The sequence below is a fragment of the Halobacteriovorax sp. YZS-3-1 genome, from assembly GCF_047084945.1.
Taxonomy (GTDB): domain Bacteria; phylum Bdellovibrionota; class Bacteriovoracia; order Bacteriovoracales; family Bacteriovoracaceae; genus Halobacteriovorax_A; species Halobacteriovorax_A vibrionivorans.
Map to the genome: position 1 here is coordinate 1,090,891 of NZ_JBKIYI010000001.1, position 23,759 is coordinate 1,114,649.

A 23,759-nucleotide genomic window follows, 5' to 3' on the forward strand; every position below is an offset into this window, starting at 1 on the left:
TGTTATGGCAAAAAGAAAGAAGAATGTTATCGGAGATATTGAGTTTAAGACACAGGGAGAGGCGATCTCATATACTAGAGAGTTTTTACTTGCTTGTGAATCAAAAGGGGAGATCATTTGTGGTGATGATGAATGGGACTTTTTGTGTGATTTAATAAAAGGTCATCATGAGTGGAGTGTGAAAAAGGGAGTAGGAGTTAAGAAATTTCTCATAGGTAGAAGTGCTATGGGAGGTCACATCGAATTAAATTTGGTTAGAAAGGATGATTCATTTGTTGATATAAGTTGGAGGAAGAGTGTTACTGGGACAGTAACGTCTCCTTTGAAGAATTTAAACTCAGCAATGAGGGAAGCCATCGAGTATCAAATTGAAGACTTTCGAAACACTGTGTTTTCACCGGGGAGTGTTTGTTATTTGTGCGAGAAGGAGATTGAGAGTTCGTCTGATTTGCACATTGATCACTCTTCTCCAACATTTTTGGAACTTTTTGAACTATTTATTGAGGGCAAGGTTTTGCCAACGGAATTTGAGGATTGCTTAGATACAAATAGGGCGATCTTTAAAGAGGTTGATTTGGACTTCAAGGAGGAGTGGGTGAATTATCATGAAAACAACGCTGTTTTGAAATGTGCACATAATCTTTGTAATTTAAAACGTAAGAAGAAGTAGGAGATATTGAGTGATTAAAAGCTTCATTGAGATTATCGAGAATATTGCGGATAGAGAGAAGGAAATTTTAAACGAATCTGATGAGACGCATCCAGGTATTATTGGTCAGATGTATGAGGGGCTAACGGCTGAATTAGTTAAAAAACTTTCTGTTGATATATTTAGCGATCTTGGGTTGAAAGTTTCAAAGGGAGTTGTTGTTGACTCTGATGGTACTGAGTCTGGTCAAATAGATTGTATGTTAGTTGTGGGAGATGGAGAACAGATACCTTATACGGATAATTATAGGTATGACGTTAATGATGTAGTGGCAGTTTTTGAGGTAAAGAAAACAATAAATAAGACCGAAATGAGAAAATCCATGACTCATCTGCGTAAGATATGTGACTTAGTACCTTCAAAATCTTTTCAGGCAAACCTTTTTGAAAGAGCGTTTTTGGCTGTGGTTGGGGAGCCCGCAAGAAAACTTGAGGTTGTGCACAAGGAGAAGCAGGATCATAAAGCAGTTATGCACAGTTTTCTGGCTCTTGAGTCGGTGTTACCGCTCAGGATAGCTATTGGTTTTAATGGATTTGCTACAGAGAGTGGATTTAGGAGTAGCTTTTTGGACATTTTGGGCGAACATGAGGGAAAAAAAGGAGGTTCACCTTTTTCTCTACCCAGTCTAATTATTAGTAACAACTACTCAATAGTAAAGCTTACTGGAATGCCATTTTCTGCTTCTGAGTTAAGTAAAGAGTGGGACCTTCTTGCATCGTCTAGCTCATCGGGCATAGAATGTTTAGTTGAATTAATATGGACGAGATTAAACTTTTATTTTGGAGTACCTGCGGAGGTCTTCGGTGATGATTTAGAGGTTCCTGTTATGATGCCACTTTTGAGAGCATTTTATCGCGAAGACAAGAAAGGGTGGGAATATAGTGCAATAGAAATGACTGAGGCAAAGCTTAAAGAAGCCCGAGATTATGAATCGGAGGATTGGTTTCCGCCTGAGATTTCTGACTGTGAAAGATTGTACTTAGCCTGCTTAAGTTCGAATCCTGGGATTCACTATAAAGACAAAAGACTAAAGAGGATTGCTCTGCGATATGGCACAACTGCCGCAAAGGTTTTTCGATCATTAAATGATAAAAGAATTGTTTATAAAAGAAATGGTAACGTTGATTATTTAACAACTGAGTTGGCAATAATATTTCATCCGAGCGGGAAAAGCTATGCTTTGGATATGGCAGATACTAAAGCGTCTCTATGGATGCAAAAGTACGGGGTTAGCAAATAATTTTATTCTGTTAGGAGAAAAAATGTGAAGCTTGGTGAAAAAAGTAGAATTGAGGCTATAAGGCACGTAATGGGAACTATTTTCAATTCTCAAAAAATACTTAAAACGCTCGCGCCTGATTATAAATGGGCAGGTCTTGGAAATTTGTTAGGTGATTACGGCGAGTGTATTGCAATCGACCACTATGGAATGGATAAGGCGCCGGCTGGATCTGCGGGTTTTGATGCGATTACAGAAGATGGTAAGACTGTTCAGATAAAAACTAATAATGCTGCAAAACAGATTGGTTTTCGTGGAGGTGCTGATCTTATTCTTGTTTTGAAGGTATTGAAGATGGAAGTTGGAGTGAACTGTTCTTTGGGGATTTTGAATTAGTGAAATCTCAGTCAACATATTCAAGTAGGGACAACAAGCATATGATTGGTGTTAGTAAGCTTGAGAAGTTAGCATCAAGTTATAAACTTCCCATAGTAGGTGAAATTGTGAAAAACTCTTAAATCGAATGAAAAAGAGTGAAATAAAAGAAAGCTCGAATCAACGTCTATATCTTTAACTTAACGAAATAACTGACTTTTTATTTTGTGCCTGTTTATCTCGGGTAACTCAGGCACTTTTTAATTCCTTTTTTATGTGGGCAGAAGTTTATCACTATGGTCATTTTTTTTGAATTTTTTTCTCTTGAGAATGGGTGGAGGTTCGCGTTGTAAGGTGTTCATTTTGTTATTCACTTCATTATTGCAGTGTTGGTATGTGCTTGAAATTATGGAGGTTTTCTTCGGTGAATATATTAAGTTTAGATTAAAAAGTGGCGAAGTGTAGCTATCTATTAATCATTTATATCTTAAGAGGGATAATATGAACCTACTATTACGTCTTGTACCAATTACTTTTTTAATTATATTTACGTTTCAAAGCTCATTAGCTGAAAGTTCAAATGAGAAAGAAAAGCTAGTGGACGAGATTGTTGACCTATCTGGGATTGAAAAACAGACATTATCTCTAAGTGATATTTTAGAACAACAGGCCAATACTCAAACTGCTCAGGCTAAAAACTTATCTGCTGACGAGAAAGCAAAGTTAAAAGAATTGATTTTGTCAGGATTTAAGGCTGAAAGAATACTTTCAAGCATTAAAAAGAAAATGATATCAAGCTTATCTGAAAAAGAATTGAAGTCTCTAGTAAAATTTCATAAGCAGGAGAAGATTCTAAAAGTCTCAAGACTTGAAGAGGCTGCGTCGACACCTGAAGCTATGGTGGAGATGCAATCGTTTGCACAAGGCTTGGCGAAAAATAAACCATCTCAAGATAGAATTCAAACAGCGATGAAGCTTCTTCATGAAACAAGAATGCTCGAGTTTATGGTTGATGTCATGGTAAATATCATCAAGGGGGTTGGAGAAGCAGCTCAAGGTGAAAAAATACAAGAGTATCAAATTGATCTGATGAAGACACAAATGAGACCTCAACTTCAAAATGTACTTCTTGTTCAGACACTTTATACTTACAAACCACTTTCTAAAAAAGAATTTGAAACTTACCTTGCTGACATCGCAGGGAATAAAGAGCTTAAAAAAGTTAGCAACATTGTACTTGAAGAAGCGAATGTTGAATTTGATAGATGGGGAAAAGTAATGGGGAAAGGATTTAAAGATATCTTTTCAAAAAAAGACAAAAAACAAAAATAAATAAGTTAAACTAATACGGTTCCAGGTGCATTTTCTTTATGGATTAAGTGACTGGAGAGGTATTAGTAAAAGAAAATACTGGAGTCTGATTAATTTCCACGTTGCTGTAGCGTGTCGTCTTGTAGTTCTAAGTATTTTTAAAACTGTATTAGCAGACTTTTTATTTTCGAGAAGGTAGACTTTAACTGTTTAGAACAGATTATGATAAAAGATGGTTTTAATGCATGTAAATTAAGGATAGTTGATAGATGATAGAAGGTATAGATAAGGCGCTTAGTGAATTCAACGAATACGAATCAAATATATCAGACTTTTTAAAATCTGATATGACTGAGACAGATACACGCAGTAAAGTTATTGATCATATGTTTAAAAATGTACTTGGCTGGGAAGAGGTGGATATCCTTAGAGAAGAAAGTGTTGAGTCAGGGTTTTATGATTATAAATTTTCAACATCTGATTTTTCATTCATAGTTGAGGCTAAAAAAAATGCAGTGGACTTTATATTACCAGAAAAGCAAAGATATGTGACTCTTGGTACTTTGGCTAAAGGAAATAAATCAGTAATTGAACAGATTCGTAGATATATCTTTGATAAGGGCTTGGCGTTTGGGATAATTACGAATGGTCATCAATATATTGTTTCTCAATTTATAAATACAAGTGGAGAGGATTGGAGGAAAAATAAGGCAATTGTTTTTAGAGATTTAGATGATATCTCTGAGAACTTTATACTCTTTTATAATTGTATATCTAAGGCTGCAGTTCAATATAATAAAATGCTTAAGCTAAATTTACCATCGCGTAAGCCAAATTTGTTAGTTGATGTATTAAAGGGAGCTGATAGGGCTCTTGTCCGTAATGATTTAAGTGCACAGCTTGCAAAGGTTATTATACAGGCTTTTGGAGAGCTCGCTAATCAGTCTAAAGATACTGAGTCAGAACTTCTGAAATCTTGTTATGTAAAAAATGAGGATATCAAAAAATATAATTCTGAACTTGGAATTGCTCTTGAAGATAATGCTCCTGATATATCTGAAAATATCTCTAAAGCAAAAAATACTAATAATATAAATAGGCAATTAAAAGATAATATCCTAAATGGTAAAAAAATTCCTCAAAACCCTCCCTTGATGATTATCATAGGTGGGAAAGGTGTTGGTAAAACAACATTTATAAAAAACTTTTTTGAAATAGAAATGTCTAAGAAGTCAAAATTAACAAGGCCTTCTGTATATATTGATTTTAGGGACTATACAGAGCAGGGAGTCAGTGACAGTAAAACTATATTTCAAAAAATTATAACGCAGTTGAAGAGAGAGTACCCTGAATTAAGGCTTGGGCAGTTGGGAGTCCTAAAACAGATATATTTCGATGAGATAAAAGAAAACAAAAGTAGCATTTGGCAACATTTAGAAAATAATACTGAAAAATTAAATGAGAAAATAGCAAACTTCTTGGAGAGATCTATTGAGAACCCTACTACTCATCTTGAAAAAATTTCACATTACTTACGGAATCACTGTAATAAAAACCTTTGTGTTGTTTTTGATAATGCGGATCAGTTAAGTGATGAAGCACAGAAAGAAGCTTTTTTATTAGCAAATAGTATTCATAATAAGTTGTACAGTATTACAATTATTTCATTAAGAGAGGGGTATTATAATCGTTGGAAAAGAAAACCTCCATTTGATGCTTTTCAGTCTTTGGTTTTTCATATCAGTGCACCTCCTTACAGAGAAGTAATTCGAAAAAGAATTGAATATGTTGAAAAAAACATTGCATTTGACCCTATAGAATCAACATTTAATGGTCGAAAGCTTACTATAACCGAGGATGGTTTTAAGAAACTTTTTGCGAACCTTTATTATACTTTATTTGATGTTCAGAATAATGAGTTAATAAAATTTCTTGAAGAGACATCTTTTCCAAATATAAGATTAGGCATTGAAAAAATTAATAAATTTCTAGTTTCGGGCCATACTAACATTTCATCTTATATGTTAGGAGATAACTATAGAATTCCAATATGGGAATTTGTAAAGTCTATTGCTCTTGACTCTAGTAAGTATTATCATTCTGACCAAAGTATAGTGTTAAACCTCTTTAAACCTGTTGTTGGTAATAATAATCATTTTACAAAAATAAGAATTTTAAAATTTTTAGAATTAGAGTCTGAGGGAATTGTCGATGAGAATCGTTTTTTTCCAGTAAAAGGAATACTTGATGTTTTTAGATTAGCTGGTTATACAGATGAGATTATTTTAGGAGAACTTACAGAGTTACTAAATTCAATTTTGATTGATAATCAAATAATTTCTTCTGATATTGATTCAGACGGTATGATTAGTGAACTTAGTCAAGTTAGAATCACATATAGTGGAATGTATTACCTTAATAATATGATTTGTCAGTTTCATTATCTGTCTTTAGTTCTTCAGGATACTCCTATTTTCGATGAAGCTTTTTTTGAAAAAATAAAATACACTTTTCCTGAAGTAAATCAGTATGGGAAAAGCGAGCTTTCCAAGCGAATGGAGAGTGTTAAATACTTTACTGACTATTTAAAAGAGGAAGAAAACTTTGATCATGAAAGGACTCTTGTAGAGTCTTTTCATCCATGTTTAAAAATTAACGTGATGGATAGTTTGGTCTGTAACAGTACTTATAATGATAGAATTCGTTTAATAGAGGGAAAGTTAGCAGAAAAAAATATACTATAAATTATTTTAAAAGTGGGTTAGTATTGAAGATTAAAGCAAGTTCGCCTTCGTATAAAACTTGATGCAAATAAGTTTCCAGGTGCTTTCTCTTTACGCAAGATCAATGAAAAGGCACTTGGAACTAGAACTTTTACCTGTATTTTCAGTAACTAAGCCGGTGATTCTCAAGCGAAGCTTTATGTAAAAAATATTGTTAAGAACGAGTTCAATATCTCCGATATTTCAGATACTTATCACATTTTAAAAGGCTAGTATTTGAAGTTTCGTTTTGTTTTATTGCTTTGTTGTTTGTTATCCTTTGTTACTAAGGCAGAGGACTTTAAGAACCGTTTTTCATTAGGTAATCCTGGTCACTCAAAAGTCTTTGGGGTTAGTTTCTCTTTAGAGTACTTAAGAGTTTTCGGCGAAAAACACGCCTTGTATGCACGCACGAATCAAGCATCTCATTCAAGTGGTGCTGATTATTCTTTTGGCTATCGTTATTATTTATCTGAAAAGGCGATTGTTGATTCATGGTTTGTTGAAACAGGTTATAAGTGGGCGAGAGATGCATCACATACAACTACAACAACTCTTTTTCCGTATTATTCAAAGACAAGTTATACGACGATCACAAAAACAGAATTTGCACGTTTAGTATTTGGATATCAATGGGTTTATTTTGATCGAATGAACCTAGATTTTGGTATCGGATATGAATATGATTTAAAAGACAATTACGAAAGGCGTTTTACTGGTGTTCTTTCACTTGGGATTATTTTTTAGTACTTTATAGGAGTCGGAATGAAGAATGTAAGATGGACTATTTCGTTATTTATATTTTTATCCATATTCATAAGTTGTAGCTCTAGTCAGTATTCTATTAATGAAGGTCTTAGTTCTCAAGAAATTGTAAAAGAAATGAGCAGGCTTAGAGAAGAATATAGTGGTGATGATCTTGATTTAAATACTATAAATTCATATGCAGAACTATTGCTAAAGAGAAAAGAGAATACATATGAAGCATTAGTTATGAAAGCATGGGTTACTCTTAGAAAAGGTTATATTAATGAGGGAGTTGGTTTTTATCGCAAAAATATGATCTTAAGCTATAAAATAATGAGTCAAGCCATTGGTGAGCAAAAAATGAGATGGGAAGGATGGTCCGATCTTGCACATTTATACATCGAAGCTAGAGATTTCAAAAGAGCGGAAGCTGCAATCAATAAATTTAATACCTTAAATATCAATCAAAGTGATCAAAACTTTCTTTATAAGAAGTCAATCCTCATGATGAATTATAATAATAGCTTGGGGAAATACAAGACTGCGCAAGTTACATATAAGGTATGTGTAAAGAATGTTTCAAATAAATATCAAAAAAGAAAATGTCTTCATCAATTAGCTTTGAGTTATCCAGAAAATCATAAGCAAGTTCTAAGGATTAGGAAGCATATTTTAAAATTACATCCTAACTCTGCTTGGGATTTAGGAAATCTCGGTGGTGCATACTTTAAATTGAAAGAATATGATAGAGCAATCAAGTATTATGAAAAAGCAATTTCTATTCGAAAGTATGGGGTGGCACAAAGTCATCTCGCTGACCTATATCTTATTAAAGCAAAAGGTCATTTTGAAAATGGTCAAAGAGATATTGCAATTGAATACATAAATAAATTTAGAAGTTTGAATTATTATAATGATAGTAATGTTGAATATGCCACTGTCGTTATTAGAAGTAATCTTGGGAATAATGAGTTAATCCTTGATGTATTAGAAGAAGCTGAGGAGAGTGATGATAATAGCGGGAAGATTAAGAGCTTAATAGGTGAGTATTATTTTAAAAACAAGGATTTTAAGGAAGCGCGTAAATATTTTATATCCGCTATTAGTTCAGAACGAAGAAATACATTAAAGTCACACATGATAACATATGTCGGGACACGTATTGCATTTATTAGTATGTGGAAGTTAGAAACTAAGGATTACGATGTTGCTTTGAAATGGTTACTTGTCTCTTCTAAGTACTTAAAAGAGGACGATGATTTCGCTAGCTCTTTATATTATTATCTAGGTAGTGCATATCATGAAAAGTCTTGGATCGAAAAAGATATTAAACTTTCAAAGCTTGCATTAAATAGTTATAAAAATGCACTTAAGTACGATGATATTGAACATGAGAAGATATACAAGAACATGAGACGTGTAAGAGTAAACATTAGAAACTTCTCTAAGAATATTTGATAAATAATGTTCCAGGTGCTTTTTCTTTACGTAAGGTCAACGATAAGACATATCGAATAAACTTAATGCGATATAGGTAGAATGATGAAAATATTTAAATGCTTTATATTTCTAGTAATAATTTTGTCATGTGCAAGTAATAAGATTACAAAAATTGTTGATGAATTTTCTTCATATCAAAAACAAATAATGCCCTCAGAGAAGTCTAAATGTGAAAATGGTGATCCCGGATCTTGTAATATCTATTTGAGAGGCCTTTTTATTCAAGATAAAAAAGAAGAAGCTAAAGAATACTCTCTAAAGTTATGTCAGAAGATGGGAAGAGATACTTGCTTCTACCTAGGTAATTTCTATGCATATGATGCTCAGATGTCTAAAGCCAGAGATGTGTATGATCTTTCATGTAAGAATAAAGATTATATTTCTTGCTCAATTATTAATGGTTTAGAGAAGCGTAAAGCTAGTGAAGGGGATGTAAAACTCTTTCGCCAGAAATGTTATGAAGAAGATTCTCACGCCTGCTCAATCTATTATCTACATGTAAGAGATGATGAATTAAAATATAAAAAGTTTAAAGATTATATTTCAAAAACATGCAAACAAAATAAAGATCCTTATTTTTGCTATCTTGATTACGCTTATCACTATAAATCCAACCCTGATCTATACTTTAATAAGATTCAAGCATTGTGTGAAAGGTCTAGTCTAGAACTCGCTTGTATGATGGCCGCTAGAGGAAAGAAGCAAGAATCAAGAATAGAAATACTTGAGGGGCAAAAGAGAATGTGTGAGCAGTTAAATAGTAAATCTTGTTACTACTATGGTCAGGAACAGATGAAGATGGATAATACTCGCCTTGCCATAAGTTATATGAACAGAGCCTGTGTTCTTGGTGATGCAAATGGATGTAACTACTTAGGAAATAATTACTTTGATGAAAAGAATTATCTTTCAGCTAAGGAGTATTACTACAGTGGCTGTTTGCGAAACGATGGTGGTTCTTGTCGAATGTTAGGTCATGTACTTTATCAATTAGATAACGATTATAATGAATATATGAAGTATTTTAAAAAATCCTGTTATCTTAAGCATGGCCTTAGTTGTTTAATTGTGGGAAATGAATATTCTAAAAATGATAATATCGATACTGCAAATACTTATCTTGAAAAATCATGTGAAGTCGGATCAAGTAATGGTTGCTTAGCATATGGATTGAATCTTCATAAATCTAAAAAAGTGAAAGAAGCAAATATTCTATTTTCAAAGTCTTGTTCATTGCAAAATGTTGAGGGATGTTTTTTGAAATGCATGAGCTCTGCAGAATTAAGTAACTATGATGAAGCTGTGAGTAGTTATCGCAAAGCTTGTGTAATGAGTGAGAACTCCTATAAGTGTTCCCTTATTGATAACTTAGATAACAATGAGAAAATTTCTTTATCAGATATTAAGAATAAATGTCACTATGATCCTGATAAACCTTGGTGGTTGTGGGTCGGTTTTGGTGTTTTAGGTGCTCTAACCGGAGCATCAATAAACTAATCTAGTAAAACTCCAGGTGCTTTTCTTAGCAGTATGCAGACTTAAAGCACCTGGCTTCACTTCAATTACAGATCAAAAAAACGAACCTCGGACCCATCCCAACCAACTTGAAATCGGTGATCAGTCTTTCCAGCAAAAGTCACATCCACAATTTTAGAGTCGCGCTTTTCTCGGTAGAGCAGAATAATCTTATTCATTAGATTTAAGTCCAGCGGATTAGGAAGACGGATGTCATCTACTGTCGGGTGTTTGTCGATGCGGTCTTCCACATCGCGAACGATTTGGGAGATGAAGATGATAATACAGCCTGATTCTTTGGCGAAGGTTTTGAGTTTTTCTACCTGAGTTTGCAGTGGTGGATTGATGCGTTTTTCATCGAGAAGCTGTAAGTAGTCCACTATGATAAGTGAGCCAGGAGCTACCTCGTTCTTTGTTGCCTTGATAATGTAGTCGGCACTGATATCATCAGAATAGTTAAGTTCAAAGCGCTCGTTATTATGACCAATAGTTTGATCGTAAGTTCCAATGCGGGCAGCGTACTCCTTGTGAGTGTGCGCTAGTGTGAAGTAGAAACTCTTTGCGTGATTGGCATTGATGGCCTGAACGAATAAGCCAAGGGCAAAGCTTGTCTTTCCCATACCTGGTCTTGAACCAATGAGGACGAGGTCGCCGTCATTTAAGTAGCCTAAGATGTCGCTGTATTCTTGTGGCAAAACTTCTTGGGATTTGGACTTTAGCAGTGACCAAGAAGAGAAGCCTTCAGCTCGTGCGATAAGATCTAAGGCCTCGGACATGGTGATGCCTTGGTTTTTCTTTAACTTTTTTGCATGACTTTTTAAAACGAAAATAGGTGATGATAATTTCATCTGAAACCTCCAACTTGGCCGTAAAAACAATCCCTTCTTATGTCCTAGCCTTATTAAAGGTTAGATGTAGAAATTTGATTCATTCTGCACTCTAGTGCTTTCCCTTTGAAGGGGGGAGGCGAGAATAATAACCTACTTATTATGTTAATGGGCAAGTTGAGATTGAGCAAGTGTGAAAGCATAAGAATTACTATAACGTAAAGATTTTAGAAACTTATATTGGGGATACTCTATTTTAATTTAAGAAGTCGGGATTAAGATCCTGCTCAAAGATCCATTCAATAACGTCATTATAATGCTCGATGGATTTTGCCTTTTTAACTTTCTTATAAACTTTGTGCTCATTCTCAAAGATATCTTTGAAGTAGAGCCAATGACCTCGCATTTTTTGTAGGTAGTCTGATTTGGCATTGTCCATTGAGAGGTATTCTTCGCTCATAAGCTTATGCATTTCAATGAACTTTGCCAGATAGGTTTGTTCATTAAATTTTGACCCCTTGATCTGGGCCATAAGGGCCGGGTTTGAAAGGCCTGCGCGTCCTACCATCCAGCGATTAATCTGTGGAAATCTTGCTTTGTAGGCCTTGAAATCTTCTACTGTATTGATATCTCCGTTATAGCAGGGAGTTGTATTTAATAGAGGCAAGCACTCTTCAAAGGCATCAAGATCCACGCCACCAACATAAATTTGTTTTCCGTAGCGAGCATGAATTGTGAAGTCATTGATTTCTAATTTGTTGATCATGGGAATGATCTCTTTGATCTCGGAGACATCCTCACGTCCAAGGCGAATCTTAACTGAAAACTCGATGGGACACTTTTCTTTGATTCCTGTTAAAAGCTTTTCCACTTTATCTGGATGAAGAAGAAGCCCTGAGCCTTTGGTCCTGTTGGCCACCATTGGATAAGGGCAGCCCATATTTAAATTAACCTTCTTAACACCAAAGTCTTTATAGATATTGGCCACATATAAGAATTGATCAACTTCTTTTGTGAGAATTTGGGCCGTGGTCGGAAGAAGGTTCTTCTCTGGAAGAACATCGTGAAGTTGGCGCTTATTGAGTTCATTTGTATGTTTTGTCACAATATAGGGAGCGATGGCACTATCAGCGCCAGAAAATGTCTGCTCCAAGGCATTGCGATAAACGTAGTTGGTTACACCACGAATCGGGGCGAGAACCAGGTGATCATTAAAACTCATAGTTCATTTTCTACACTAAATTTATGCCTTTGGTATAGAAGAATTAGGGGACTAGGTGCTTTTCTTTACGCAAGCTCAAGGAAAAGGCATAATGAAGCAGAGAATTTTGTTTCATTTACTTAGGTGACTCTATGAAAAATAATTTATTGGTATTTGGCGCTGGCAATCTCGGAGAGAAAGTTGCAACTCTTTGGAAAGAGAGATTTCCTAGTGAAGAAGTATTTGGTGTCACTAATACAACTAGAAAACATTCGCAGCTTAGCTCAAAAGAAATCACTCCTCTTTGTTATGGCGAAAAGCTTCCGAAAGTTTCAAATATTTTATTTTCAATACCTCCAAAAGATAACTACTCTGAGCTCGTAGAGGAAGCTTTTAAGTGTTGGGATGAGTCTGGTAATTTTCTATTTATTTCTTCGACTTCTATTTATTTGGAAAGTAATGGAGGAGTTGTAAATGAAAACTCAAAGGCAAATCCTGAGCATCGCTTATTTTCAGTTGAAGAGATGGTTATTGATAAAGGTGGTTGTGTTTTAAGATTGGCCGGACTCTATGACAAACACAGAGGCCCTCATCTGTATTTAAAAAATAAGATGAAACTTAGCTCATCAAAAGACTCACTACTTAACTTAATCCACACCCAAGATGCCGCTGAGCTATCAGTAAAGGCCCTTGAAAGTGGATCGAAAGGTACAAGATACCTAGGATGTGACGGAAGTCCTATGACGAAGAGTGAATTTGCAAAAATCGTTTTAGGTGAACAGGCAAATGGTGTTGAATATTCTAGTCAGAACTCTAATAGTAAGATGTGTAATAATGAATGGACTCGTAAGACATTAAATTGGCAACCGCAATGGCCAGACTTTAAAACATGGAGCCAGGACATTCTAAAGAAAACTTTGAAACAGCTCTTTATGTAATTTCAATACTTAAGTCAGCGTAGTTTTAGAAATTCATTATCTTCTTTTTTACTTTAAGAACTTGTTCGAAATAGCCGATATTTCAGATACTTAGACAATCATTTCAGTATATGGATATACTAAAAGGCATTTTGTGTTTAAATCACTTCTAATTTTAATTCTAATTTTATCATCAACTGCTTTTGCTAACGACTATAAGAATCGTTTTTCGCTTGGACCTTTAAGTAAAACTTATGAAGATGGATTTATCTACTACATAGAAGCATTGAGAATTATAGAAGATACACATGCCGTATTCTTTCGATCTTTACAGGCAACTGACTCCAGTGATTCAGAATATGTTTTTGGCTATCGCAACTTCTTTGGAAATGAGGGATGGAATGATTCATGGTTTGTTGAAGGAAAATATACTTTAAGTCGTGAAATCTCTCGATATGATGATCCTGACTTTATAAATGGTGGTTGGATTGAGAGAACAGAAGTCGAAGAAGATAAGTACATTGGCCTAGTTTTTGGTTACCAGTGGGTATTTTATGAACGCATAAATTTTGAATACGGAGCTGGGTTTAATTTTGATGCTAGTACTTTTGAAAGAGAAGAAGTCACAGGTGTCTTATCATTGGGTTACTTATTTTAACAAAGATATTGCCCTTAGATCACTTTATGCAGACAAATAGATGCTTATCATGCAAAATTATATGTACTAGTTTTGGAGCTTTTATTTTAAAGAGGTTTAAGTGTTAACTTTTATTATTGCTGTTATCGTTGGTCTTATATTTCTTGTTTTAAGTGCTGATAAGTTTGTAGAAGGTGCATCAAGTGTCGCAAGATATTATGGAATGTCTCCACTCCTTATTGGTATGGTGATAATTGGCTTTGGAACTTCTGCCCCAGAGATGGTTGTTTCAGCTCTTTCATCAATTCAAGGGAATCCTGGAATCGCCATTGGTAATGCTTATGGTTCAAATATTGCAAATATTGCTTTAATACTTGGGCTTACATCTCTTATTGTTCCAATTTCAGTGAATTCACAAGTATTAAAAAAAGAGTTACCGATACTTCTCTTTATAACTGTCGTAAGTATTGGGGTACTAATAGATTTAAATCTATCGAGATTTGATGCGGTAATATTACTCATTATATTTATAGGAATAATAGGATGGACGATAAGAGAAGGCTTAAGAAATAAAAAGGATGCTTTGGCCAAGGAGATGGAAATTGAATTAAGTAATACCGATATCCCAATAAAGAAGTCTTACTTAATGCTCGTTGGTGGTCTTATATTTCTAATTTTAAGTTCACGACTTTTAGTCTATGGAGCAGTCGGAATTGCACAAGGTTTAGGAGTATCAGATATTATTGTAGGCCTAACAGTTGTTGCAGTTGGGACTTCTCTTCCTGAACTTGCATCTTCTATTATAGCGGCTAGAAAGGGTGAGTCTGACATTGCTCTTGGAAATGTTCTCGGATCAAACCTATTTAATACCCTTGCTGTTGTGGGAATTTCAGGAGTAATTCATCCTATAATAATTGAAAAAGAAATCTTTTTTCGTGATATAGGTGTTATGTCTATTCTTACCTTGTCCTTATTTTTATTTGGATTTGGATTTAAGAAACAAGGTAAGATCAGTAGAGTTGAGGGAGGCATGCTTTTGACTTCATACATCGTTTATACTGTTTATTTGATTACTACTGTAGCGAAGTAAGTATGATCATTTGTTTATACGAAACCTTATAAATTCTACACATCTCATAATGTTTAAGTACTTCGTCTTGAGATCCTGCTATCAATAGCTATTCTAAACTTATAAATAATTAATCAATAGGGAGATTTATTATGAAAAATATTTCTATTATCTTGTTTTTATTATTCTCAATTTCGGCTCATGCAGAATGCGAAAGTGTTGACCTGACTATAAAGTCTGTGGAATATGGATTAAAGAGTACAAATGATCTAGCCGAGGCCATCAATTGTAATCTGGCACAAATGACTAACTCGAATCAACTTTGTGGAACAAAAATTGGCCTTAAAAAGGATATTGTAGAAATGAAGCAAAGACTTTTTGATTTCGGAATGATTACAAAATTAGAATTAGCTGAAGCAAAAAGTGCTCTTTCAGAGCAAGTCGAGGTTTGTAAATAAGCCTAATTACATTGTTTAATAAACTTTAAAAGAGAGAATATTATGAAAAAAATTATTATGGCGATTTGTTTACTTACTTCAAGTATGTCTTTAGCAACATCTGAAGTGAAACTAGTTGAGATCCTTGAGTCAGCATTACGCTTTGATGGATATGTTGAAATCGCGAAGGTCTCAAAACTTGGATCATATACTATTGTTGATTTCTACGTAGGAGCCTACGGAGAAGAGCGTCCAACTCAGTGTATTCTGAAGGATGATAATCTACTTGAATGTAAAGACAATTGGTTCAAGACTATAAGTCTAATAAAATAAATTTCTTAAGGAGTGCAGTATATCTAGCTGCACTTCCATGTTTTTTCCACAATTTAATAAATTCAAAATGTTACAACAGTATCCTTTAGAAATTAATAGAGACCACCAAAAACTTGGCATATAAATATTTATAGTCCCGTATGATAAGTCTTATTGTCTTATTGAATCTCAGTAATTTTAAATACTTAATGTTTTCTAAATAAAAAACCGATAGAGAGTGTTAGAATAAAAATTGTGGTGAAAATGCATGATGATGAGCCTTTATATAATGGCGTTTAATTGGGGACATTATGAAACGATTTTTAATTTGCATAGCCTTCTTTCTATTTCAATCGCTAAATGTTCAAGCTATCTCTGATGCACAAATAAAAATGGCCAGAGAGATTCAACATGCTTGCCAGTCTAAGACCAATTCTATTGATCGTAGTAGGTGTCAATTAGAGTATCGAGTTAACTTAGTTGAATCAAAATGTGGACGAAATAATGATGGACGAGTTGAAGGAAGTATCGTTGAAGGTGAAATAAAGTGTGGAGCAGAAATTCCTTCTTCTACTTCTAATAACGAAGTCTCAAGCAAGCCTAGGCCACTTCCAAGAAAAGGTAAGTGTTCTTACTCAACGGACTATGCTTGTGAAGCATTTGACTTCAGAATGGATCGTTGCTTGAAGTCTTCAAATAATAATAAGTATTGTAAGGATATTTCTCATAAGTTTGCACTTAAGGCCCAAGTTCATGAAGAGTTAGGTGAAGATGGAATGAAAGCTTACGATCGTTGTCTAAATATGGACGATACTTCTCCAGATGAATGTGCAAAATTTGCGAAATTCTATTTAGATGAACAGAAGAAGAGTCGAGAAGCTCAGTCTTCCAATACCGAGTGTTCTGAGTTTGCAGTTGGTGTACGTAATGTAAATTGTCACGGTTTTGAATATCAACGTGTTGATAGTGATTTGGCAGATATTTCAAGACATGTGGGAAAAAGTATAGAGGACTCAGGAATTACAAGAAGAGAAATTGGAAGAGATTCCTTTCGCTCTGAAAGCCAGTAGATGACAATTATTGAAATAAGTACTCTTTTAAACCTCATAAACCTTGTAATAACAACACTTTAAAAGTGTGAGTTTTTTACTAAGGTATTTTGTTAATTTAACCGATAAGTTGCTTATGAAAAGAATCAGTATATTTATCCTTCTAATAAGTGCAACGACGGCCATGGCCAGAAACGAAGTGGATCATCATAAGAATTCACAAAAATGTCCTAGTGGCTACCTCTATAAATTGACTGAAATAAATAGTACAAATAAGACAACCACGTTTAGCTGTGTTGCTGACTCTGGCAAGGTACATCCTGATTATAAATTTCGAATTGCTAACTGGAGAAGTGGTGACTATCTTCTAGAGCAGAATGTTGGCAAGATTAAAACTCGTTTTACTTATAATAACGAAGGAAAAGTAAATAGCGTCACACAATCAATTAATGGAGTCGACTTTTCAAATAAGTGTAACTTTCGATATGAAGATGGAAGTCTTGTTCCAGCAAAAGATGATAAGTGTAGTGAAGTTCAAAGTGAATTTGGTAATATGACTGCTTCAATCAAACACGAAGTATTCTGTGAGCCAAATGCAACTCAATCTGCATGTACAACAGGTGATGGGCGTGTTTTTCGACCTTCTACAAAAGAGACAGGTGTTCTTCGCTATTTTTACGAAAAAGGCCACGTTGTCGATGAGGTTCAGGTTGATCCAAAAACGGGGAAAGCTCTTTCACAATAGTTGAAACTTCAACCTTATGAAACTCGTATTTTTTTCAGATACTCATAATCAGCATGACAAAGTTCCATTAGAAAGTGGGGATATTCTTTTTCATTGTGGAGATTTCACAAGAAAGGGAAGTCTTGATGATGTTAAAAGTTTTGCTCGCTTTGTCGGAATGCAAGACTTCAAATATAAAGTTGTCATTGCTGGTAATCACGATTTTTCTTTTGAAGATGATAGAAAAATAGAAGCAGAAAATATTCTAAAAGAGCATGGTATTATTTATTTAAATGATTCTTTAGTGGAGCTTGATGGCCTAAAAATATGGGGCTCTCCCATAACTCCTATGTATCATAATTGGGCCTTTATGAGAGAGCGTGGAAAAGAAATACAAAAACATTGGGAGCTCATTCCAAATGATGTGGATATCATTCTAACTCATGGCCCACCGGCCAATATTATGGACCTTTGCTACAATGGTGAGCGTGATGGCTGTCATATTCTCTTAGAGAAGATCTTAGAAATTAAACCAAAGATTCATGCCTTTGGGCACATTCATGAAGAGTATGGAGTCTTGGAGCAAGATGGGATTAAGTTTATCAATGCTTGTAGCCTCGATGAGAAATACATCTATCAGAATAAACCAATTATCGTAGAGATTTAGAAACACTTAGAAAATAAAAAGGCCCTGTCATAAAAGAGAGGGCCTTTTTGTTAAGCCGCACACGCAACGGAGTACTGTACGCAGAGTGATCATTCTCCAACAAGAACTTGCACTAAAGATATCTTAGCACCAAAACAAATTCATAATTTTAATTTAAGCTTAATTTTTACTTAATAGTATATAGTTTTTACCCTGGAATTGACTAAGCAGGCCATTTCAATTTGAATGCGCTATGGAAGAAAAATACACACAAATCCTTGAAAGAATTTATTCAGAAATATCTCCTCTAATCACAAGAGGTAAGGTTGCCGACTATATACCTGAACTTGGTAAAGTTGATCCTAACCAATTTGGAATGTCTGTTTGTACCAATAGTGGACATGAGTATATAATTGGAAATTCTCAAAAGTCTTTTTCAATTCAATCTATTTCAAAAGTATTTACTCTTGTCTTGGCCTACTCAAAGCTTGATGGAAAGTTGTGGGAACGTGTTGGCCGAGAGCCTTCAGGAACTAGATTTGATTCTCTCGTGTTATTAGAAAATGAAGAAGGTATTCCTCGTAATCCATTTATCAATGCTGGTGCAATTGTTGTGGTAGATATTCTTCTTGATCTCTACGAAGATCCTATAAATGAAGTCTTAAAATTTGTGCGTGAATTAAGCGGAAATGAAGATATTTATATTAATGAAAAAGTTAGAGACTCTGAGCTCGAATGTGCTAATCGAAATTATGCTCTTACTTATTTTATGAAAAGCTTTGGTAATATTCGTAATGATGTCTCTACAGTAATCGAAGCCTATACTTCTATATGCTCAATTGAAATGTCTTGTGTTGATCTTGCAAGATCATTTAGACTTTTTAGCTCAAATGGAGAGAATCCGTGGAATGGAAAGAGAATCTTAACAAAGAGCCAGAATAAGCGCATGAATGCCATAATGATGACTTGTGGCCTTTATAATTCAGTCGGTGATTTCGCTTACCGAGTTGGTATACCTGCTAAGTCAGGAGTCGGTGGTGGAATTGTTGGTGTAATTCCAAATGAGATGTCCATTTCAACATGGTCTCCATGTCTTGATAAAACAGGCAACTCTCTTGCCGGTATTAAGGCCTTAGAGCTCTTTACAACATATTCTGAACAATCAATTTACTAGTTCTCATACCAACGATAGAAGCCCTTATGAGATCGGTCTCTCTTTGGGAAATACTGATCTCTTTTTTCTTTAAGTTGATCACAGTCGAGGTCTTCTTTTAAAGGAATTAAGTATATTGGACTTTTTGAAAGGTCTGGATTTTGAATAGGGTTGCTCTCTGTAACAAGATCATCCTTAGAAGCACCAATAATATATTGCTGAGAACGGTCTCTTACAAATCCAGCTAAAATTCCATTTTTCATTTTCTTCATATCGTATGAAAAAATCTCTTTTCTAGCGATATATAACTCTTCATCGACTAATGGTTTAAATGTTAAGTTGACTGTAACTCCAGGCTTGCCGTCTTCATCATCATCTGTAAAGCGAGAATCATTAGGGTCGGATGGAAAGTCTTCTCGATAATCATTTAGGTCAAATCCTAAAAGGGTTGGAGTTTCAGGGCGATGAATAAGCAGTTCTCCATTTGTTTGCATGATTTCCATCTCTACAACTTTTGGCTCTATTGCTCTTGTGAATTCATCTGAAGTCTTTGCTTGGAATGGGAGGTTTGCTTTATATTCTGAAAAACAGAATTGATCTTTAGACATAAGTTTTCCATCTTCAAGATAATACTCTGTGATTCCAAAACTAATAATACGATTCTTTAATTTAATTGGGCCGAATAATTCACCAATATAGGATACAACATCATAGTGAGCATATTTACCAACTAGCTCTTCCATTTTTTCAATTTTTGTACTTGCTAAAGAGGCAAGACCCAGAGTCATTACTAAGACTATTTTTATGATGCTATTCATTATGTTCTCCTTAATCATCATTTTCTACAATTTTTACTGAGATATTTCTATTAAAATGAGGTTAAGAAAGATTATAAATTGATCTTTTTTGCAAAAGAATGCCATATGTCTCTATAATTACTGAGTGAGGGGAATTTGAACGTTAGTAATAAAGCAGTCCATGCATATATAAACTACATTATTGAAAATAACGATGATCCAAAGTCATTCTTTGAGAACTTAGGCTATGACTACTCAGTCATGAGTGATGAAAAGAAATATATGAGTTGGGATGACTACAAAGTAATTACAGAATCACTCAATGATAAATATGACAAATTCTACGAAGGGATGACTCGGCATGGTTTAACAAATAAGTTTGTTAAGCATGTACTTGATATTCTCTCACGTATGATTAGCTTTCGTTTTGTTGGCGATTTCATTTTAAAATATTCCTTTAAAACATTTTATACTAATGCTGTTAGTATTGAGCTTATTAAAAAAGGTAGAACAACTTTTGATATCAAATTAGCTTTCAATAGTGAGGACGATATTTTTCCTGTTTTTGTTGATATGTATCGAGATGTATTTCTAGCACTTCCAAGACTTATTTCAAACTCGCTAACTTGGGATGTGAAGACAAGTCAAAACGGAAATATTCTAATCTATCATATTGATGAGAAAATGAGCTCACCATCTTTTTATACTTCTTTTCAATTTTTTATCTTAAGGATCTTTAAACTTGATAAGTATTACCAAACGCTTATCTTTGATAATCTTCAACATAGTAATGAACTTGAAAAAAAGAATATCGAATTAGAGCTGGCAGAAAAGAAGATAAGTGAGGCACATAAGGATGTTCTCTTAGCAAATCGTATCATTAGTCATGATATTGCTAATAAGATGCAGATTATAGAGCATGTAAAAAGGTTGATGAAGCGAAATGATATCGAAAAGGCCAATCAGAAACTTGATATATACTATAAGTCAGTTAAGGCCATCATCGAAAATACCCGCAACGTAATAGACGATCATTCAAGTTCATTTATGTTAGCTGATGTTTCGCTAAAGAACTTGCTTGAAGAATTAGTCTTTGAATATCAAGATCAGGCCAATAACAAAGATGTAAATATTTCTTTCAATCTAGAGTGTGAAGATAATTATCATTTTAGAACAAATAAAGAAGCACTGAAGGCGAGTGTTTTAGGTAATATTCTTCAAAATGCGATTAAATTCTCAAAAGCAAATTCTGAAATTAAAATTAGTGCTTCTGTGGAAAAAGATATATTAAAGATTTCATGTGAAGACAGTGGAGTAGGCATAGAAAGAAGTCTCGTTAATGATATTAACCACAATTCTGAAAAGCTATTTCAAAGCACAATAGGAACACATGGTGAAACAGGACGTGGCCTAGGTTTATTTATTATTAGAAAAGTATGCCGTGAATTGGATTTTAATGTTAAATTCGAATCTTCATTAGGTAATGGAACTAAGGTTACGATTTCAAAAACTCTTCAAAGTAAGTAATTTCAGTAAGTAATAACTTCTTATTTATTTTCTTTTTTACACATTTCTTATTTTATCTTTTCAAAGACTCCTTTTTATAAGTATTTAGATTTAAAACAAATACCTTAAGGAGATCTCTATGAAGTCAGTTATTGCAGTAATGTCTGTATTATTATCAACTTACACGTTTTCAGCAGCTAGTTTAAATTGTGAGCTTGTATATGGTGAAGGTGTCTATACAAATATGAGTGTTGAGTTTAAAGCAATTGATGATTCTCGTGGACTTCCTTATTCTCTAAAAGACATTGTAGGAACAGAAGTTGTAATTGATGGAACAATGAACCAAAATCATGAAGATAATGATGATATTGGAGAAGAGTGGACATATGTAACTCCTGGTGCTCGTACAACAACGATTAGAAATGATGAATGGAATCAAAGTGGATTAGGCTTCTATGTTGATACTTGTGAAGACTGCGACTTTAATGGAGCAACATATCAGTATCGTCGTTCAAATGAAGGTGAAATCTTCATCACTGAAATGTATGGCTCTGATGGGTCTGGAGAATTCTCTCTTTATTCTTGTGAAAGAAATTAAATATAGAAAAGGGCCAATTAATGGCCCTTTTTTTATTTTACGATACTTTTAAATTTGTCATGTCGATGACATATCGATGAGATGGATTTTCTTTTTGTAGTTTATCCCACGCTTCATTTATTTGCTCTGGCTTTATAACCTCACAATCTGGATGAATATTGTGTTCAGCACAGAAATCCAAAACCTCTTGTGTTTCTTTAATCCCACCGATTAATGAACCGGCAATACGACGTCTTCCCATTATAAGTGGCGCAGTAACGGGCTCATCCATTTCACCTACCTGACCTACGATCACATGAGTACCATCGATATCAAGTAGAGGTGTGTATGTATCAAAATCGTGTTTTACAGGAACTGTATCGATAATTAAGTCAAAAGAAGAAGCAGCTGCTTCGAGTGCACTTTCATCTCGAGATGATAGGATTGCTTTTGCACCTATTGCCTTTGCTTCTTTTTCTTTATCTGTAGATCGACTAATAACTGTAACTTCTGCACCCATTGCTGATGCAAGTTTTACGGCCATGTGCCCAAGGCCTCCAAGACCAATTACACCAACTCTAGTTCCTTTTTTTACATTCCATGTTTTTAAAGGCGAGTATGTTGTAATACCTGCACATAAAATTGGTGCAGCTTTTGAGATATCAAGTTTATCTGAGATTTTAAGAACAAATTCTTCACGTGCAACAATATGCTTTGAGTAACCACCTTGTGTGATTTCTCCTGTTATACGATCTTCTGAGCCATATGTTGCAGTCATACCTTCACGACAATATTGTTCTTCATGATTATGGCATTGGTCACAAGTTTGGCAACTATCAACCATGCAACCGACACCGACGCTATCGCCTACTTTATATTTTTTTACTTCTGGGCCTACATCTATGACTTTCCCAATAATTTCATGTCCTGGAATAAGAGGGTAGGGTTGCTCTCCCCAGTCTCCATGTACTGTGTGAAGGTCAGAGTGACATATTCCACTATAAAGTATTTCAATGGCAACATCGTTTCCTCTTAGTTCTCTTCTTGAAAACTCATAAGGTTCTAATCCGGATGTTGGTGAATGTGCTGCGTATCCTACTGTTTTCATTGTTACTCCAATTGTTTATGGGTTTATATGAATGACATTATTACGCATCTATTGATTTGAATAAATAGGGTACTCGTTAAAGCTTTGTTAACTTTTGGTAAATAATAGCGATTAATAATAATTGTATAGGACTCATGTCTTTATTCTAATATTCAGAACGGTCTTTGCTTGATAAAAATTCAATGTAGTTAACAAAAAGGTTAACAAAATAGGAGTTAATTATGAAAAATGTATTTTTATTATTGGCCATTGCGCTAAATAGCTTCGTTTTTGCTTCGGCTGCTCTTGATCAGGCAGCGCAAGAAGAGATTGTTTCTTTTATTGCAAAAGTTGAAAGAAAGTATCTTTGGAGAGCGGGATATCAAAATGTTAGTTCAAACTTCTCTAAGTTATCACAGAGTTCTTTTAGTTCATATTTAGATCGTGTATTTGAGCACGACCTTGATAAGTCTGAGATTCAGGAAATTAGAAGCTGCTTAGAGGCCAAAGATTGTGCCGCGTATAATATTAGTATTCAGTCTGAGTATCACAGTGGGTATGGTGTGGATTCGGTCTTTGTTCTTATTAATTTAAATAGTGGTAAGTACAATGCTGACATAAAGCACAACGTCTATAGTGAGTAATTTGCAATCTCGTTAAGCCTTCTGCACAATGAAGTAAA

At 34.4% G+C, this 23,759-nt stretch carries 25 protein-coding genes; 21 read left to right on the forward strand and 4 right to left on the reverse strand.

What is annotated here, in order from left to right; genetic code table 11:
- Positions 1-4 precede the first annotated feature (4 nt).
- From ACMAZI_RS05260 to ACMAZI_RS05300, 9 genes are all read left to right on the forward strand, one after another.
- Positions 5-670 (forward strand): DUF3223 domain-containing protein, encoded by a 666-nt coding sequence (locus tag ACMAZI_RS05260; RefSeq protein WP_412473624.1) that lies wholly within the window; start codon positions 5-7, stop codon positions 668-670.
- 10 nt (positions 671-680) lie between these two features.
- Complete coding sequence (locus ACMAZI_RS05265; RefSeq protein WP_412473623.1) at positions 681-1,949, forward strand: DUF6602 domain-containing protein; 1,269 nt, start codon at positions 681-683, stop codon at positions 1,947-1,949.
- Between the two features lie 24 nt (positions 1,950-1,973).
- A complete protein-coding gene (locus ACMAZI_RS05270; RefSeq protein WP_412473622.1) occupies positions 1,974-2,324 on the forward strand; it encodes a DUF6998 domain-containing protein in 351 nt (116 codons plus the stop codon).
- The gene (locus ACMAZI_RS05275; protein ID WP_412475112.1) at positions 2,324-2,446 is read left to right on the forward strand and encodes a hypothetical protein; all 123 of its coding nucleotides are present in this window, start codon (positions 2,324-2,326) and stop codon (positions 2,444-2,446) included. The genes ACMAZI_RS05270 and ACMAZI_RS05275 overlap by 1 nt, the downstream gene beginning before the upstream one ends.
- Before the next feature lie 358 nt (positions 2,447-2,804).
- Positions 2,805-3,635, forward strand: coding sequence for a hypothetical protein (locus tag ACMAZI_RS05280; RefSeq protein WP_412473621.1), 831 nt, complete (start codon positions 2,805-2,807; stop codon positions 3,633-3,635).
- Between the two features lie 248 nt (positions 3,636-3,883).
- On the forward strand, positions 3,884-6,358 hold the full coding sequence (locus ACMAZI_RS05285) for an AAA family ATPase (RefSeq protein ID WP_412473620.1): 2,475 nt from the start codon (positions 3,884-3,886) through the stop codon (positions 6,356-6,358).
- Between the two features lie 255 nt (positions 6,359-6,613).
- Entirely contained in the window at positions 6,614-7,123 is a 510-nt protein-coding gene (locus tag ACMAZI_RS05290) for a hypothetical protein (RefSeq protein ID WP_412473619.1), read from the forward strand.
- Positions 7,124-7,141: 18 nt separating this feature from the next.
- Positions 7,142-8,581 carry a tetratricopeptide repeat protein gene (locus ACMAZI_RS05295; protein ID WP_412473618.1) on the forward strand — a complete coding sequence of 480 codons (1,440 nt, stop codon included), beginning with the start codon at positions 7,142-7,144 and terminating at the stop codon, positions 8,579-8,581.
- Between the two features lie 81 nt (positions 8,582-8,662).
- Positions 8,663-10,120 (forward strand): tetratricopeptide repeat protein, encoded by a 1,458-nt coding sequence (locus tag ACMAZI_RS05300; protein ID WP_412473617.1) that lies wholly within the window; start codon positions 8,663-8,665, stop codon positions 10,118-10,120.
- 65 nt (positions 10,121-10,185) lie between these two features.
- Here the strand turns inward: ACMAZI_RS05300 and ACMAZI_RS05305 are convergent, their stop codons facing one another.
- The gene (locus tag ACMAZI_RS05305; protein ID WP_412473616.1) at positions 10,186-10,986 is read right to left on the reverse strand and encodes a DNA helicase; all 801 of its coding nucleotides are present in this window, start codon (positions 10,984-10,986) and stop codon (positions 10,186-10,188) included.
- Between the two features lie 235 nt (positions 10,987-11,221).
- Positions 11,222-12,187 carry a tRNA-dihydrouridine synthase family protein gene (locus tag ACMAZI_RS05310; RefSeq protein WP_412473615.1) on the reverse strand — a complete coding sequence of 322 codons (966 nt, stop codon included), beginning with the start codon at positions 12,185-12,187 and terminating at the stop codon, positions 11,222-11,224.
- Positions 12,188-12,318: 131 nt separating this feature from the next.
- On the opposite strand from ACMAZI_RS05310, the gene ACMAZI_RS05315 reads away from it, so the two are divergent.
- The 9 genes from ACMAZI_RS05315 (at position 12,319) to ACMAZI_RS05355 (ending at position 19,131) form a co-directional block, all read left to right on the forward strand.
- A complete protein-coding gene (locus ACMAZI_RS05315) occupies positions 12,319-13,104 on the forward strand; it encodes a hypothetical protein (protein ID WP_412473614.1) in 786 nt (261 codons plus the stop codon).
- Positions 13,105-13,237: 133 nt separating this feature from the next.
- On the forward strand, positions 13,238-13,741 hold the full coding sequence (locus ACMAZI_RS05320; RefSeq protein WP_412473613.1) for a hypothetical protein: 504 nt from the start codon (positions 13,238-13,240) through the stop codon (positions 13,739-13,741).
- 100 nt (positions 13,742-13,841) lie between these two features.
- Positions 13,842-14,810, forward strand: a complete 969-nt coding sequence (locus tag ACMAZI_RS05325) for a calcium/sodium antiporter (RefSeq protein WP_412473612.1) — start codon at positions 13,842-13,844, stop codon at positions 14,808-14,810.
- A 131-nt stretch (positions 14,811-14,941) separates the two neighbouring features.
- The gene (locus ACMAZI_RS05330) at positions 14,942-15,247 is read left to right on the forward strand and encodes a hypothetical protein (RefSeq protein ID WP_412473611.1); all 306 of its coding nucleotides are present in this window, start codon (positions 14,942-14,944) and stop codon (positions 15,245-15,247) included.
- A 42-nt stretch (positions 15,248-15,289) separates the two neighbouring features.
- Positions 15,290-15,559 carry a hypothetical protein gene (locus ACMAZI_RS05335; RefSeq protein ID WP_412473610.1) on the forward strand — a complete coding sequence of 90 codons (270 nt, stop codon included), beginning with the start codon at positions 15,290-15,292 and terminating at the stop codon, positions 15,557-15,559.
- 290 nt (positions 15,560-15,849) lie between these two features.
- Complete coding sequence (locus ACMAZI_RS05340; RefSeq protein ID WP_412473609.1) at positions 15,850-16,608, forward strand: hypothetical protein; 759 nt, start codon at positions 15,850-15,852, stop codon at positions 16,606-16,608.
- 115 nt (positions 16,609-16,723) lie between these two features.
- The gene (locus tag ACMAZI_RS05345; protein WP_120405188.1) at positions 16,724-17,332 is read left to right on the forward strand and encodes a hypothetical protein; all 609 of its coding nucleotides are present in this window, start codon (positions 16,724-16,726) and stop codon (positions 17,330-17,332) included.
- 16 nt (positions 17,333-17,348) lie between these two features.
- On the forward strand, positions 17,349-17,978 hold the full coding sequence (locus ACMAZI_RS05350) for a metallophosphatase domain-containing protein (RefSeq protein ID WP_412473608.1): 630 nt from the start codon (positions 17,349-17,351) through the stop codon (positions 17,976-17,978).
- Positions 17,979-18,210: 232 nt separating this feature from the next.
- Positions 18,211-19,131: a glutaminase gene (locus ACMAZI_RS05355; RefSeq protein WP_120405187.1), complete on the forward strand. Its 921-nt coding sequence runs from the start codon at positions 18,211-18,213 to the stop codon at positions 19,129-19,131.
- Here ACMAZI_RS05355 and ACMAZI_RS05360 read toward each other — a convergent pair.
- Positions 19,128-19,928 (reverse strand): hypothetical protein, encoded by an 801-nt coding sequence (locus tag ACMAZI_RS05360; RefSeq protein WP_412473607.1) that lies wholly within the window; start codon positions 19,926-19,928, stop codon positions 19,128-19,130. The genes ACMAZI_RS05355 and ACMAZI_RS05360 overlap by 4 nt on opposite strands.
- Positions 19,929-20,063: 135 nt before the next feature.
- Between ACMAZI_RS05360 and ACMAZI_RS05365 the strand changes: the two genes are divergently transcribed.
- Entirely contained in the window at positions 20,064-21,434 is a 1,371-nt protein-coding gene (locus ACMAZI_RS05365) for a sensor histidine kinase (protein ID WP_412473606.1), read from the forward strand.
- 118 nt (positions 21,435-21,552) lie between these two features.
- Positions 21,553-22,011 carry a hypothetical protein gene (locus ACMAZI_RS05370; RefSeq protein WP_412473605.1) on the forward strand — a complete coding sequence of 153 codons (459 nt, stop codon included), beginning with the start codon at positions 21,553-21,555 and terminating at the stop codon, positions 22,009-22,011.
- Between the two features lie 37 nt (positions 22,012-22,048).
- Here the strand turns inward: ACMAZI_RS05370 and ACMAZI_RS05375 are convergent, their stop codons facing one another.
- Positions 22,049-23,098 carry an NAD(P)-dependent alcohol dehydrogenase gene (locus ACMAZI_RS05375; RefSeq protein WP_334678210.1) on the reverse strand — a complete coding sequence of 350 codons (1,050 nt, stop codon included), beginning with the start codon at positions 23,096-23,098 and terminating at the stop codon, positions 22,049-22,051.
- Between the two features lie 221 nt (positions 23,099-23,319).
- Between ACMAZI_RS05375 and ACMAZI_RS05380 the strand changes: the two genes are divergently transcribed.
- Positions 23,320-23,721, forward strand: coding sequence for a hypothetical protein (locus ACMAZI_RS05380; protein WP_412473604.1), 402 nt, complete (start codon positions 23,320-23,322; stop codon positions 23,719-23,721).
- The last annotated feature ends 38 nt before the right edge of the window (positions 23,722-23,759 follow it).

What these genes read in the sequence shown, in the direction of transcription:
- ACMAZI_RS05260 (WP_412473624.1), top strand. Translation starts at nt 5, where the DNA reads ATGGCAAAAAGAAAGAAGAATGTTATCGGAGATATTGAGTTTAAGACA.
- ACMAZI_RS05280 (WP_412473621.1), top strand. Translation starts at nt 2,805, where the DNA reads ATGAACCTACTATTACGTCTTGTACCAATTACTTTTTTAATTATATTT.
- ACMAZI_RS05285 (WP_412473620.1), top strand. Translation starts at nt 3,884, where the DNA reads ATGATAGAAGGTATAGATAAGGCGCTTAGTGAATTCAACGAATACGAA.
- ACMAZI_RS05295 (WP_412473618.1), top strand. Translation starts at nt 7,142, where the DNA reads ATGAAGAATGTAAGATGGACTATTTCGTTATTTATATTTTTATCCATA.
- ACMAZI_RS05300 (WP_412473617.1), top strand. Translation starts at nt 8,663, where the DNA reads ATGATGAAAATATTTAAATGCTTTATATTTCTAGTAATAATTTTGTCA.
- ACMAZI_RS05305 (WP_412473616.1), bottom strand. Translation starts at nt 10,986, where the DNA reads ATGAAATTATCATCACCTATTTTCGTTTTAAAAAGTCATGCAAAAAAG.
- ACMAZI_RS05310 (WP_412473615.1), bottom strand. Translation starts at nt 12,187, where the DNA reads ATGAGTTTTAATGATCACCTGGTTCTCGCCCCGATTCGTGGTGTAACC.
- ACMAZI_RS05315 (WP_412473614.1), top strand. Translation starts at nt 12,319, where the DNA reads ATGAAAAATAATTTATTGGTATTTGGCGCTGGCAATCTCGGAGAGAAA.
- ACMAZI_RS05330 (WP_412473611.1), top strand. Translation starts at nt 14,942, where the DNA reads ATGAAAAATATTTCTATTATCTTGTTTTTATTATTCTCAATTTCGGCT.
- ACMAZI_RS05335 (WP_412473610.1), top strand. Translation starts at nt 15,290, where the DNA reads ATGAAAAAAATTATTATGGCGATTTGTTTACTTACTTCAAGTATGTCT.
- ACMAZI_RS05340 (WP_412473609.1), top strand. Translation starts at nt 15,850, where the DNA reads ATGAAACGATTTTTAATTTGCATAGCCTTCTTTCTATTTCAATCGCTA.
- ACMAZI_RS05345 (WP_120405188.1), top strand. Translation starts at nt 16,724, where the DNA reads ATGAAAAGAATCAGTATATTTATCCTTCTAATAAGTGCAACGACGGCC.
- ACMAZI_RS05350 (WP_412473608.1), top strand. Translation starts at nt 17,349, where the DNA reads ATGAAACTCGTATTTTTTTCAGATACTCATAATCAGCATGACAAAGTT.
- ACMAZI_RS05355 (WP_120405187.1), top strand. Translation starts at nt 18,211, where the DNA reads ATGGAAGAAAAATACACACAAATCCTTGAAAGAATTTATTCAGAAATA.
- ACMAZI_RS05360 (WP_412473607.1), bottom strand. Translation starts at nt 19,928, where the DNA reads ATGAATAGCATCATAAAAATAGTCTTAGTAATGACTCTGGGTCTTGCC.
- ACMAZI_RS05370 (WP_412473605.1), top strand. Translation starts at nt 21,553, where the DNA reads ATGAAGTCAGTTATTGCAGTAATGTCTGTATTATTATCAACTTACACG.
- ACMAZI_RS05375 (WP_334678210.1), bottom strand. Translation starts at nt 23,098, where the DNA reads ATGAAAACAGTAGGATACGCAGCACATTCACCAACATCCGGATTAGAA.
- ACMAZI_RS05380 (WP_412473604.1), top strand. Translation starts at nt 23,320, where the DNA reads ATGAAAAATGTATTTTTATTATTGGCCATTGCGCTAAATAGCTTCGTT.